Here is a 13313-nt window from a genome sequence, read left to right as displayed (position 1 = left end):
GGGCGCATGGTGTCGACGCGCACGGCGGTGGCCGTGCTGGGGGCGGGCCCGGCCGGACTCACGGTGGCGAACCTCCTGCGGCGCGCGGGGATCGGCTGCGTGCTGCTGGAGCGGGAAAGCCGGGCGTTCATCGAACAGCGGCCGCGGGCCGGGTTCATCGAGGAGTGGGCGGTCCGCGGGCTCGAACGACGCGGCCTCGGCGAGCAGCTCGTCGCGAAGGCGCCGCGGCACGAGAAGTTCGAGTTCCGGTTCGCCGGGCAGCGGCACGTCTTCCGCTACGGCGACGTCACCGGGCAGCGGCATTTCGTCTACCCGCAACAGCTTCTGGTGACCGATCTCGTCGCGCAGTACGTCGACGCGGGCGGCGAGGCGGTCTTCGAGGTATCCGACGTCCGGCTGCACGACCTGACTTCGGACTCCCCCGCCGTCACGTTCCGGGCCGACGGCGGCGAGCACCGGATCGACTGCGACTTCGTCGCCGGCTGCGACGGTGCCCGCGGCGTCTCTGCGAGCTACCTGCCGGAATCCGCAGTCCGAGCCCATCACGACTACGGAATCGGGTGGCTCGCGCTGCTCGCGGAGGCGCCGCCGTCCGCCGACGGCGTGCTGTTCGGCATCCACCCGCGCGGGTTCGCCGCACACATGGCACGCACGCCCACGGTGACGCGGTTCTACCTGCAGACCGCGCCGGGCGAGACCGAGGCGGACTGGCCGGACGAGCGGGTGTGGCGGGAGCTGCACGCGCGGCTGGCCGTGCCCGGCGGCGAGATCGTCGAGGGCAAGCTGTTCGAGAAGCGGATCCTCGACATGCACAACTCCGTCGTGGAGCCGATGTCGCACGGCCGGCTGCACCTGGCGGGCGAGTCGGCGCACCTGGTCGCGCCGATCGCGGCGAAGGGCATGAACCTCGCCCTGCACGACGCGTTCCTGCTGACCGACGCGCTGGCGGCGTACTACGCGGGCGACCCGGCACCGCTGGCCGGGTACTCCGCCGCCTGCCTGCCGCTGGTCTGGCAGTACCAGGAGTTTTCGCTGTGGCTGTCGGACATCTTCCACCACACGGCCGCCGGGGCGGAGAACCCGTTCCTGGCCCGCGTCGCGGAGGCCCGGATGCGCCGTCTGCTGGGTTCCCCCGCCGCGGCGGCCGCGTTCGCGGAGCTGTACATCGGCAAAAACGCCGACTTCTGAGCACGGCTGTGCTTTCTGAGCGCGGCAGGGGTTGTCAAGAAGAACAAGACTGCACTTTCCGCGAGATCGCGGGCACGCTCGGCGGCATGCCGGAAATCGCCGCTGAGCAGGACCACGTGAACGTTCTCTACGCCCGCCTCGACGCGTTGCGGGAGGAGGCGGCCGCCGCGCTCGCGCGCGGCCACGCGCCGGACGTGTGGCAGGCCGAGGTGGCACGGCTGGCGGCGGTCGAGGACGGGCTGTGCTTCGGCCGGCTGGACCTGACCGGCGGCCGGCGTGTCCACATCGGACGGCTCGGGCTGTTCGAGAAGGACGAGGCCCTGCTGGTGGACTGGCGCGCGCCCGCCGCCCGGCCGTTCTACACCGCGACCGCCGCCGAGCCGGGCGAAGTCGTGCGACGGCGGCGGATCACCACCCGCGGCCGGACCGTCGTCGCCGTGGACGACGAGCTGCTCGATCCGGACGGGCCCAGCGACGGGCTGGTCGGCGAGGCCGCGTTGCTCGCCGCGGTCACGGCCGAGCGCACCGGGCGCATGCGCGACATCGTCACGACACTCCAGGCCGAGCAGGACCGCATCATCCGGGACGACGCCCGGGGCGTGCTCGTCGTGGAAGGCGGACCGGGCACGGGCAAGACGGCCGTCGCGCTGCACCGGGTCGCGTACCTGCTGTACACCCACGAACACCTGCGTACCCGCGGCGTGCTCGTCATCGGCCCGAGCCGGGTGTTCCTCGACTACATCGGCCAGGTGCTGCCCGGGCTCGGCGAGAACCGGGTGGTGACGGCGACCGTGCCCGATCTTCTTCCCGGCGTCGCGGTCACCCGGGCGGACTCCGCGGCGGAAGCCGCCCGCAAGGGGCGGGCGGACATGGCATCCCGGCTGGCCGAGGCGGTGCGGGCCACCGTCCGGGTGCCCGAGGAGCCGGTGGACGTCGAGTTCGAGCAGCAGGTCCTGCGGCTGGACCCGGCGGTGGTGCGCCGGGCCGTCCGCAAGGCCAGGGAGACCGGGCTGCCGCACAACCAGGCCCGGGAGGTGTTCCACCGGGCGGTCGTGACCACCCTGACCGGGGAGCTGGTCGACCGGATGGAGGCGGTCGCGTTCACCGAGACCGGCGAAGCACTCGACGGCGGCAGTGCCGACGGCCGCCTCGGCGAAGCCGAGCTGCAAGCGCTGGCCGCCGCGGGTGTGGTGCTCGGCCCGGACGAAGACGACGGCCCGCGTGCCCTGCTGGACGAGCTGGACCGGCAAGCCTTGCGGACGGCGCTGCTCGGCGACGCCGGCGTCCGGGACGTGCTCGACGAGCTGTGGCCGCCCCTGGCTCCCGCGGAGGTGGTCGAGGGGCCGTGGAGTGCCGCGGACGTCCCGCTGCTGGACGAGGCCGCCGCGCTGATCGGCGAGAGCGTGCCGGTGTTCGGGTACGTGGTGGTCGACGAGGCCCAGGAACTGTCCGAAATGGACTGGCGGATGCTGGTGCGCCGCTGCCCGTCCCGGTCGATGACCATCGTCGGAGACCCGGCCCAGACCGGGAGCGCGGCGGGCGCGGCGTCGTGGGACCGGGTGCCGCGGCCGCACCGGCTCGCGGAGCTGACCGTCAGCTACCGCACTCCGGTCGAGATCATGGAGGTCGCGGCGGAGCTGCTCGCCACGCACCACCCCGAGTTGCGGCCCCCGGTGTCGGTGCGGGCGAGCGGAAAGCCGCCGTGGCGCCAGGCGGCCGCCGACGTGCCCGGTGTGCTCGCCGAACTCGTCGACGAGCACACCGAGGGGCAGGTGGCGATCATCGCGCCGGAGACCCGCGAACTGGCGGCCGCTCTGTCGCTGAGCGTGCCGCCGGACCTGACCGCCAAGGTGGTACTGCTGACCCCGGCCGAGGCGAAGGGCCTCGAGTTCGATTCGGTCGTGATCGCCGACCCCGCCGCCGTCCTCGCGGCCGGCCCGCACGGACCCAACGACCTCTACGTGGCGATGACGCGCGCCACCCAGCGGCTGGGCGTGGTCCATCCCGGGCCGGTCCCGCGAGAACTGCGTTCGCTGACCGAACGGCGGGTCAGCTCCAGGCGATCTTGAACACCCAGGCGAAGCGGCCCGCCTGCCGGGCCGCGGCCGGGACGTCGATGACCAGCGAGCCGTTCTCGACCGTCCAGTGCAGATTCCCGCGGTACCCGAGCATGGTCACCCGGTCACCCGTGCGGATCGGGACCGGGGCGTCCACGACCAGGCGGCTGCCCGGCGCCACCAGCGAATGCACGTAGAACGCCTCATTCTGCTTCACCGTGAAGCGGAGGTCGCCGAGCTGCGCCATCCGGGACCAGTACGTCGTGCCGTAGATCGCCTCGCCGTTGACCTTCAGCCACGCACCCGCGTCCCGCAGGTGCCGCTGCATGACGTCGGGGATGGTGCCGTCGAAGTCCGGGCCGATGTCGAGCAGGAAGTTGCCGTTCTTCGAGACGATGTCGACGAGGGTCCGGACGACCTCCTCCGCCGTCATGTACTTCGCGTCGGGGGTCGCTCGGTTGTAGCCGTAGGAGAACGGGTCGAGGCCGCGGCTCGCCTCCCACTTCGCCACCACGGTGTTCGGGTATGTCGTGTACTCCGGCGTCGTGAAGTCGTGGTCCGGGATGCCGCCGCGGTCGTTGTAGGTGACGTCCTTGGGGCGCTTGCGGTTCTTCGCGTGGTTGAAGTACTCGGTGAGCACGTTCCGGCTGTCGTTGACGCCGCCGATGTCGAACCACAGCACGTCGGGGTCGAACTCCGAGATCAGCTCCAGCACCTGCGGCGCCTGGTAGTCGCGGACGAAGTCCTTGCCCGCGGTGTATCCGGTGTAGGGCAGAGGCGCCCCGGTGTAGGGGTTGCGCGGCGCGTGGCCCATCCACGGGTTGTCCGGGTTGAACCATTCCGGCAGCGAGAAGTACAGCCCGTTGCGCAGCTGCGGGGTGTACTTGCGCGAGGCCGCGAACAGCTCGGCGATGACGTTCCGCTTCGGCCCGAGCTTGACGGAGTTGCGGTCGCTCACCTTGGTGTCCCACAACGCGAAGCCGTCGTGGTGCTTGGACGTCAGGACGTAGTACTCGGCACCCGCGTCCGCGATCAGCTTCAGCCAGGTCCGCGGGTCGAACTTCGCCGCGGTGAATTGCGGGATGAAGTCGTCGTAGACGAAGTTCTCGCCGTACTTCTCCTTGTGGTAGGCGTACGTGGGCCCGTTCGGGTCCTGCTGGTTCTGCCAGTACCACTCCGCGTACTGCTGCCCGACCGGCGCCCACGCGGGCACGGCGTACACGCCCCAGTGGATGAAGATGCCGAACTTCGCGTCGTCGAACCAGTAGGGCGCGCGGTGCGTCGAGAGCGACGCGTCGGTCGGCCGGAAGTCCGGGACGCCGAGGGTGATCGGCACCTGCTGCGTGGCCAGCGTGCCGCGCCCGGCGGTGACGCGGATCTGGCCGTTCGTGGTGGTCCCGGGCGGCACGGACGCGTTCGGGGCGAGCCCGAGCCGCACGGTCGCCTGCTCCCCCGGCGCCAGCGCGCGGATGGCCGCCGGCACGGTGGTCCGGCCGCCGGGGACGTCGACGGTGACACTCACCCGGTCGCCCGCGCCGAGCCACACGGTCCCGGCGTTGACGATGGTCGCTTCGGCGGTCTGCGGGCCGCCGTCGGTCAGCAGGTTGGCCGTCGAGCGGCCGTCCAGGATCAACGCCGAACGGCCGACCGCCACCGGCTGGAGGGTGAGCGCGAAGACGTGCAGGCTGGAGACGTTCGGCGCCGGGTTCGCGGTGGTGGGCAGGGTCAGCGCGACGGCTTCCCTGGCCGGGTCGACCCAGACCTGCCCGGTAGCCAGCGAAACCGGGTTGTTGTCGACGACCCCGCCGGGCGCGTAGCGGAACGGCGAGACGAGGGCGCCGTTGCCGGTGTACCAGTCCGGACCGGACAGGGAACCGGTGCTCGTGCTGCCGTCGGCGTAGTGCACGGTCGCCGTGCCGCCACAGGTGCCGTAGCTGGCGGCGACCAGGAAGTACGCGACGAAGTAGCGGCCCTTCGGCAGATCGAGCTTCTGTCCGGTGGCGGCGATGTTGTTCTTCGCGCCGGCGGCCGCGGACCCGAGCTTGAACGGAACGCCGCCGACGGTGGTGGTCTGCCCGGCGGGCAGGTGCTCGGCGGGGAAGGTGTAGCCGGACCCGTCGAAGTCACCGCCGGTCGCCGACGCGCTGTCGATGCCGTCGTTGGTGAACCAGGTGTCGAGCGCGACCGGGACGGGTGGCGGCGGCGGGACGATCGGGGTGTCGGGGCCGTCAGGGGCGGCGTTCACGGGCACGGCCGCACCGGCGGGAGTGAAGCCGGCCGCGCTGAGCGCGACGGCGCCACCGAGGGCCATGCCGAGAGCTTGACGGCGGGGGAAGGTCGTCACTGAACCTCCAGGGATCGGATGACTACGGCGGAATGACGGCAGAGTTCGCCTCTTTAAGGCTCATCTGTCGCTGGGGGAACTGATTCATCCGATGACTGACCCTCCTGCTTGACCTCTGCCATGTCAAGAGGCAACCGGAGCGATCAAAGTGAACCGTGCTCGTGTTCGCCGCGTATCCCTAGGTAACGAGCTGCAGCACTCGCACCGAAATCAGCCGCACTGAAAGGCCAGACCGATGTCCACCCCCTCGAACGCGCTGAGCCGCCGCGCGATCGCCATGCTCAAGGCGGTCGCCGAAGGCCGTGCCGAGCTCCGCTGCAGCTGCGAACCCGATCTCCGCGTCGACGGCCTGTCGTGCTGCGACCAGACCACCGCGCACGACCTCGCCCACGCCGGGCTGGTGAGAGCCACCCGGCTCGTCGCGCCCGGCCAGTGGGCCCCGGCGGAACTGACCGACGCCGGGCACCGCGCGCTCGGTGCCTTGCCCGCCGCCGCAGCTTGAGCCTCCCGCTCGGAAAACCCGTGAAGGCCACCTCGAGTTCGCCGAGGTGGCCTTCACGGGTTTCGGCCCGCACCGGCGGAGAAACCTCGAAACTGCGCTGAACCACCCGGCACCGGCGACCGTGCTCTGGGTGAGGGCGTCTCGCACACGCCCTCCGGGGTCGCCACGACGCAACGATCCGGGCCAGCCTCCGCCCGGATCGGGACCGGGTACCCCGGCGAGCGGCCGTCGCGGCAACGGCCACCTCGCGCGGGCCCGTCCGGTATCCCCAGAATTCCGGACGGGTCCGCCCCCGGCCCGCTGTCCGGGATCTTGTCCGCCTCCCTCACCTGATCAGCGGTCGTCGCCCCCTACCGCGCACGGGACGGTGAGGACATGCGACGTTTCCTGGCCGTCGGAACGGCCGTCCTGGCGGGGTTCGGCCTTCTCAGCACGTCCGGGAGCGCGAATCCAGAGAGCGCTCTCCCGGACGTCGCGCAGCACGCCGTCGGCGGCTGGGTGGGCACGTGGGCGGCGGCCCCGGCGGCGGCCGTGCCGAACACCCCGGACGGCTACCCGGGCTATTCGATCCGCAATGTCGTGCACACGAGCGCCGGGGGTGGCCGGGCGCGCGTCCACCTGTCGAACGCCTTCGGGGCCGCTCCCCTGACCTTCGGGCACGTCACGGTCGCGGTCCAGGGCACCGGCCCGGACGCCGCGGCGGGCACCCTGCGGTCGTTGACCTTCGGCGGAGCGCCGAGCGTCGTCGTGCCGGCCGGTGCCGAGGCGCTGAGCGACCCGGTGAGCCTGCGGGTCTCCGCCGACTCCAACCTGCTCGTGACGACGTATGTGCCGGCGGCGTCCGGCCCGGTCACCTACCACCCCGCCGCGGCGCAGACGTCGTACTTCACCCGCGCGGGTGACTTCGCCGCGAGCGAGTCCGGCGCCCCGTACACCGAGCAAACGGCGGTGTGGCACTACGTTTCCGGCGTCGACGTCCAAGGCGGCGCCGACGCTTCGATCGTCGCACTGGGCGATTCGATCACCGACGGCGTGGGCTCGGCGAGCGGGGCGAACCACCGCTGGCCGGACTACCTCGCCGACCGGCTGCACGGCCGGTTCGGCGTGCTGAACGCCGGGATCAGCGCCAACCGGCTGCTGCTCGACGTGCCGGGCTCGGGCGCCGGGCAGAACGCGTTGTCCCGCTTCGACCGGGACGTGCTGAGCGTCGGCGGTGTGCGGACGCTGATCGTGCTGGAGGGCATCAACGACATCCAGCAGACCCCGCACCAGACCGACGCGAGCGCGATCACGTCGGCGTACCGCCAGCTGGTGGCGCAGGCGCACGCCCGCGGCATCCGCGTCCTCGGCGGCACGCTCACGCCGTTCAAGGGCTGGCGGGTCTACGACGAGACCCTGGAGGCGACCCGGCAGGCGGTGAACGCGTTCATCCGCACGAGCGGGGTGTTCGACGCGGTGATCGACTTCGACGCGGCGGTCCGCGACCCCGCCGACCCGCTGCGGATGCTGCCGGCCTACGACTCCGGCGACCACCTCCACCCGGGCGACGCGGGCTACGAGCGCATGGCCGCGGCGATCCGCCTGGACCGCCTCTGATTCACGAGCGGGTCACGAGCTGCTGAGCGCGGCCGCCGGCACCAGATCGTCCACCAGGAGATCCATCAGCAGGCCGTCGTGCCAGCTGCCGTCCGGGCCGCGCTCGTAGGAACGCATCGTGCCGACCGGCCGGAAACCGAGCGACTGGTACAGCCGGATCGCCGAGGAGTTGTCCGCCGCGGGGTCGATCACCAGCCGGTGGTGCCCGCGCACCGTGAACAGGTGTTCGGCGAGCGCGCGGATGGCGTCGGAGCCGAGGCCCCGGCCCTGCCAGTCCGGGTGCACCGCGATGTCGATCCCGGCGTGCCGGTACTGGGGATCGGCCTCCTCGAAGGCCAGCTCGATCCCCACGACGACGTCGTCGTGCTCGACGGCGTAGGTCGTGGTGCCTTCGTCGGGATCCAGCAGGTACGACACCTGGGCGGCCACCGGCTCTTCGGCGTCCGCCCACCAGCGGGCGACTTCGGGGTGCGACAGGATCTCCTCGAACCGGGCGGCGTCCGAGGCGGCGGCAGGCCGCAGCCGGACACGGCTTCCGGTGATCAGGCCGGTCATCGGCCCAGTGTCGACCCCCGGAAGCCGTCTGTCGAGCGGTTCCGCCGCGTCAGTCACCCATGTCGGTGTCCTGGCCCGTGTCTAGTCCGTCCGCGGCCGCTTGGCCGGTGGGGCGCCGTCCGGCGAGATCGGCGAGTGCACCGGACCCGAGCCCGAACCGGCGTTCGACGGGCCGGCGGCCGGCTGCTTCCCGCCACCGGGAACCTCTTCCCAGGAGTGCCACGGCCCGCCCTGCTTCTTGAAGTTGGGGTCGTTGCGGTCCCAGTAGGCCCGGTCGGCGCCGTCGCCGGGGCGGGGGCTCTTGTACCGGTCCTCGCCCGAACCACTGGCGGTGGATCGTTCCTTGGACTCGATGCCGTGGTAGATGCCGGTCTGCCGGTTGTGATCCCGATTCTCGGCCTGGGTCCGTTTCATGCCTTCGCGGTTCCAGTTCGTGCCCGCGGCCTCGTCGTGGCCGAGCACGCCGTTCTTGTGCCCCTTGATCTCGTTCCCGTTCGCCCCGGTGTAGTTCTCCCCGGGCTGCTTGGTGTCGAACCGCCGGTTCGGGTCGGACAGCCACTTCTTGACCTCGGCCGGCTTCTTGTCCGGGATCGGCGACTTGGCCGCGTCCTTCCACAGCGGAATCATGTTGCTGTGCATGTGCTCGGGGTTGTCGTACCCGCCCGCCTTCCGCCGGCTGTACTTCCATTTTCCGTCGGGCTTCTTCGCGCTGTACTTGCCCGCCGGCGACATCTGCTGGTAGAGCCGCCCGCCCGGCGAGTGCTCGGTGACGACGTTGTTCGGGACGTTCGTCTTGATCGTCAGCTTCGGCTTCTGGCCACCCGAACCGCCCGCCGCGCCCTGCGCGCTCGTCCCGCCGTTCTTGCAGCTCTGGGGCGCGAGCCCGAGCGGGTCGACCCACGCGTGCGGGTTCTCGACGTAGGCGTGCGGGTTGGGCCCGGCGCCGAGGCCGATCGGGTCCGGGCTGGCGTACCGCCCGGTCGTCGGGTCGTAGTACCGGAAGAAGTTGTAGTGCAGCCCGCTTTCGGCGTCGAAGTACTGCCCGGCGAACCGCAGGGGCGTGCCCGTTCCCGTGCGGGTCTGCTCGACGGTCGCGCCCCACAGGCTCAGCCGGGAGAACCAGGCGACGGCGCCCCGGTCGTCGACCAGCTCGGTCGGCGCGCCCGCGGGGTCGGCCACGACGACGTGGAACTGCTCGCCGGCGAGCTCCTGCGACGGGCGGAACAACCGCTCCCGCTGGATCAGCGGCTGGAAGCTGTCCGGCTCGTAGTCCCACACGGTGACCCGGGTTCCGGTGCCGTCCGTGTGGGCCTGCTCGACCAGCACCTGGTCGTCCCAGGTGAACTCGACGCGCTCGGCGACGCTCGTGCCGTCCGGGCCGAGCCGTTCCTTGCCGGTCCGCCTGCCCAGCGGGTCGTAGGTGTACCGCCACCGCGTGCCGTCCGGGGTCCGCACGCCGGCGAGCCGGTCCTGCGGGCCCCAGGCGTACTGCCAGGTCCCCGCGGTCTCGGTCTCCCGGAGCACGAGGCGGCCCCGCTCGTCGTGGGTGAAGCGGGTCCGCCCGGCCGTCCGGACGACCGTGCCGGCGAACGACCGCGGCCCGAGCGCGTCCTGGCCGCCGACGGCCGGCCACACGGCCTCGGTGACGTTGCCCGCCGCGTCGTAGGCGTACCGCTCGGACCAGCGCGGCGCCTGCACGCCGACGACGCGGGCCCGCTGGTCAAGGGTGAACCCGCGCGGCCCGGTGAGCCGGTCCTGGACGCCGGTCAGCACGCCGTCCGGCCGGTAGGCGTAGGAACGCTGCTGGCTGGGCTGCCCCGTCGCGGCGGTGATCGTCTGCGAGAGCAGCTGCGCGTCCGGTGTCCACGCCTGACTGATCGCCGCGCCGGAGTCGAGCGCGCGGCGGACCTCGCGGCCGGCGTGGTCGTGCTCGAACCGCAGTGTCCGGCCGGCCGTGTGCAGGGCGAGCGGCTGGTCCAGCGCGTCGTACTCCCAGACGCTCTCGGCACCGGACGGCGTCCGGCGCCGGACCCGGCGGCCCAGTGCGTCGTAGACGGACTCGACCGTGCGGCCGTTCACCGTTTCGGCAGTCACCCGGCCCGCGGCGTCCCGCTGGAACGTCACCCGGGTCCGGCCGTCGTCGGCCTCCAGCAGGTGTCCCGCGGTGCTGTAGGTGTACCGCGTCGTGACCGGCCCGCAGGTGTGCTCGACGACGTTGCCCACCAGGTCGTGGCGGAAGGTCGTCGTCTCCCCCGCGTGCGTCCGGGCGACGAGCTGCCCGGCGGCGTCGTAGCGGTAGTCCACCACGACGCCGGCGAAGTCCGTCTCGCGCACCAGGTTGCCGGCCGCGTCGTACTCGTAGCGCCAGACGAACCCCTGTTCGTTCGTGACGGCGGTGAGCCGCAGCATGGTGTCGTAGGCGAACTCGACGCGGCTGCCGTCCGGACGGATCTCCGCCGCGGGCAGGTCGAAGTGCGTGGTCTCGGCCCGGGTGACCGCCCCGGCCGCGTCGGTGTGCGCGACGCTGTTGCCTTCGCCGTCGAAGACCCACCGCTCGACGGCGCCGCTCGCGTGCCGGTGCCAGGAGAGCTTGCCGTCAACCGTGTAGCCGAAGCGCTCCACGCTCCCCGACGGGTCGGTGATGGCCCGGATGCGGCCGAACAGGTCGCGCTCGTACCGGGTCACGCGGCCGAGCGGATCCGTGGTCGCGACCGGCAGGCCACTGGCGTCCGACTCGACGAGCAACGTGTTGCCCAGCGCGTCGGTGACAGCCGAAACGTTCCCGCTGCCGTCGTAGGCGTACCGGGTGGTGGCGCCGGCGGGGTCGGTCACCGCGGTGAGGGCGCCGCGCTCGTCGTACTCCCAGCGCGTGACCACGCCGGGTGCTTCGGTCATCGTCAGCGGCAGGCCGAACTGGTTGCGCTCGAAGGTGATCTCGGCGCCGTCCGGCCGGGTGATGGTGACGAGGTGGCCCGCGTCGTCGTAGGTGTACGCGGTGGTGCGGCCCAGCTGGTCGGTCTGGCGCAGGAGCCGGTCGTGGGCGTCCCACTCGTTGACGATCGTGCCGCCGAGGGGGTCGACCTCCTTGACCACCTGCCCGGCTTCGTTCAGGTGGAACTCGGTGCGGTGGCCCAGTGCGTCCGTGGAGTGGGTGACGCGGTTTTCGGTGTCGTAGGCCAGCGTGCCGGTGAAGAACCCGCCGGCGCCTTCGGTGCGGACGCACCGTCCGTGCTGGTCGTAGGTGTAGCGGTACCACTCGCCGTTGCGGTCGGTCCAGGCGGTGATCCGCCCCGCCGAGTCGTAGGTGTAGCGGAACGCCTGCCCCGAGGTGTTGGTGACCGCGGTGAGGTCGCCGCCGGTGTAGCCGTAGCGCAGGAGCTCGACCTCGGTGCCGTCGGCCGCGACCGCGTGCAGCGCCGCGACCAGTCCACCGGCCGTCTCCACGCGGACGGTGTAGCCGCCGCTGTGCCGGATCTCGGTGGGCACGCCGCGGTCGTCGTGGGCGAACTCGATCCGGTTGCCGTGCCGGTCGCCGACCGACGTCAACGGCAGTTCCGGCCCGCCGGGAGCGAAGTACAGGACGTGCGCCTGCTCGAAGTCCTCGATCAGGTAGCCGCCGTCGTCGGTACGGGTCAGGCGCCGCTCGGGCCCCTGGTCACTGGTGGTCCAGGTGCCGACGAGCGGGTACGGGAACTTCTGGATCGTCCCGTCGGCCGCGGCGAAGGTCAGGCCGGTGTCACCGACCGCCAGCCGCTGGTCCAAAGTGGACACCCAGCTCGCGCCGAACCAGCGGCCGGCCCGGTGGGCCGAGAAGTGCGTCCGCTCGACGACCAGGGGCAGCACACCGAAGAACTCGGCGTCGACCTCGCTCATCACCATCTGGCCGGTGGAGACGTCGATCGGGTCGGTCACGCACCGCGTGTTGTCCTGCGACCGGGGGTTCGGTTTCTCGTCCTTCAACGGCGGCGGGCTGTCCTTGCCCTTGCCCTTGCCGTTCGCCCCTGGCCCGTCGAGCCCGCGCGATCCGGTCGGGCCGTCCGGCGTCGGGTCCGGGCTCTTCGGAGCGTCCTCGGGCCCCTTCGACGCCGGTGGCGGATCGGTCTTCGGCGGCGGGTCGGCCTTCGCGCCCGCCGCGCTGGTGCTGTCGCCGCTCTTCGGCGGCGGGTCCGTCTTCGGGGGAGGATCGGTCTTGGGTGGCGGGTCGGTCTTCGGGGGCGGGCCGCCCTTGTCCTTCGGTCCGTCGATGTTTTTGGGGTTGCCCTTGATGTCGGCGTGCTTCGGCGGCGGCGCGGCCTTGCCCGGCTTGATGTTCCGCAACGCCTTCGCCGCGTCACCGAACAGGTTCCCGGCCCGCTTCAGCAGCGGCATCAGCGCCTTCAACGCCGTGACCAGCCGCTTGACCAGGTTCGCGATCTTCGACGCCGTCTTCGCGACCGCGTTGATCACCTGCGGGACGACCCAGGTCATCCCGATCCCCAGGGTGAACACCACCTGCAGCGCCCAGCTGATCAGGTGCCCGACCAGCTCCGCGATGATGTCCCGCACCAGCGCCCGCACCGCGGCGACCACCTCACCGGCGGTCTTCACCCCGCTGGAGGCGCCCTCGCAGCCCTTCTGGGCGGTTTCCAGCAGTGTCACGGTGTCCTGCGCCCGCTGCCGGTAGGCATCCCCGGCCGGTCCCGTCCAGGACACGGTGTCCGACTTGACCATCCCGGTCAGGTCCTCGCCGACACTGCCCAGCTCGGTGGCGATGTTCTTCCACGTCTCCGACTGCGCGGCGATCTCATCCGCGTTGCCGGTCAGGCCGTTCAACGCTTCCTTCAGCGGGCCGACGTGCTCGATCAGCCAGCCGACGCCGGCCGCCAGGATCGCCCCGAACGGGTCCATCGCCATCGACAACGCGTCGAGCGCCGTCCCGACGGCACCCATCGCGACCGACGCCCAGTCACCACTCTCGATGGCCGACTTCAGATCATTCGCCGACTCCAGCAGCGAAATCCCCGAATATCCCTTAGTCGAGTCCTTCGGCTCCGCGACCAGCGGGTTCGCCACTACGCGGCCTTCCTGTCGG

General features: G+C 71.8%; 7 protein-coding genes. 4 read left to right on the top strand and 3 right to left on the bottom strand.

Translation table 11 applies throughout. The features are described from left to right. Positions 1-6 precede the first annotated feature (6 nt). Together CF165_RS06565 and CF165_RS06560 are read left to right on the top strand one after the other, a co-directional pair. A complete protein-coding gene (locus CF165_RS06565; protein ID WP_093946513.1) occupies positions 7-1188 on the top strand; it encodes a 4-hydroxybenzoate 3-monooxygenase in 1182 nt (393 codons plus the stop codon). Positions 1189-1274: 86 nt separating this feature from the next. Next, a complete protein-coding gene (locus CF165_RS06560) occupies positions 1275-3257 on the top strand; it encodes a HelD family protein (RefSeq protein ID WP_093946512.1) in 1983 nt (660 codons plus the stop codon). Here CF165_RS06560 and CF165_RS06555 read toward each other — a convergent pair. Further along, positions 3238-5589: an alpha-L-fucosidase gene (locus CF165_RS06555; RefSeq protein WP_093946511.1), complete on the bottom strand. Its 2352-nt coding sequence runs from the start codon at positions 5587-5589 to the stop codon at positions 3238-3240. The genes CF165_RS06560 and CF165_RS06555 overlap by 20 nt on opposite strands. Positions 5590-5824: 235 nt before the next feature. Here CF165_RS06555 and CF165_RS06550 point away from each other — a divergent pair, with 235 nt between their 5' ends. Both CF165_RS06550 and CF165_RS06545 read left to right on the top strand, forming a co-directional pair. Then, on the top strand, positions 5825-6091 hold the full coding sequence (locus CF165_RS06550) for a hypothetical protein (RefSeq protein WP_093946510.1): 267 nt from the start codon (positions 5825-5827) through the stop codon (positions 6089-6091). 375 nt (positions 6092-6466) lie between these two features. Further along, the gene (locus CF165_RS06545) at positions 6467-7687 is read left to right on the top strand and encodes an SGNH/GDSL hydrolase family protein (protein WP_093946509.1); all 1221 of its coding nucleotides are present in this window, start codon (positions 6467-6469) and stop codon (positions 7685-7687) included. A gap of 12 nt (positions 7688-7699) precedes the next feature. Here the strand turns inward: CF165_RS06545 and CF165_RS06540 are convergent, their stop codons facing one another. Both CF165_RS06540 and CF165_RS06535 read right to left on the bottom strand, forming a co-directional pair. Continuing rightward, on the bottom strand, positions 7700-8242 hold the full coding sequence (locus CF165_RS06540; RefSeq protein ID WP_093946508.1) for a GNAT family N-acetyltransferase: 543 nt from the start codon (positions 8240-8242) through the stop codon (positions 7700-7702). 81 nt (positions 8243-8323) lie between these two features. After that, on the bottom strand, positions 8324-13294 hold the full coding sequence (locus CF165_RS06535; protein ID WP_093946507.1) for an RHS repeat-associated core domain-containing protein: 4971 nt from the start codon (positions 13292-13294) through the stop codon (positions 8324-8326). Positions 13295-13313 lie beyond the last annotated feature (19 nt).

It is taken from the genome of Amycolatopsis vastitatis, assembly GCF_002234595.1.
Lineage (GTDB): Bacteria > Actinomycetota > Actinomycetes > Mycobacteriales > Pseudonocardiaceae > Amycolatopsis > Amycolatopsis vastitatis.
The sequence above is the reverse complement of the archived record's forward strand: the minus strand, read 5'-3'. Positions and strand labels throughout refer to the sequence as shown.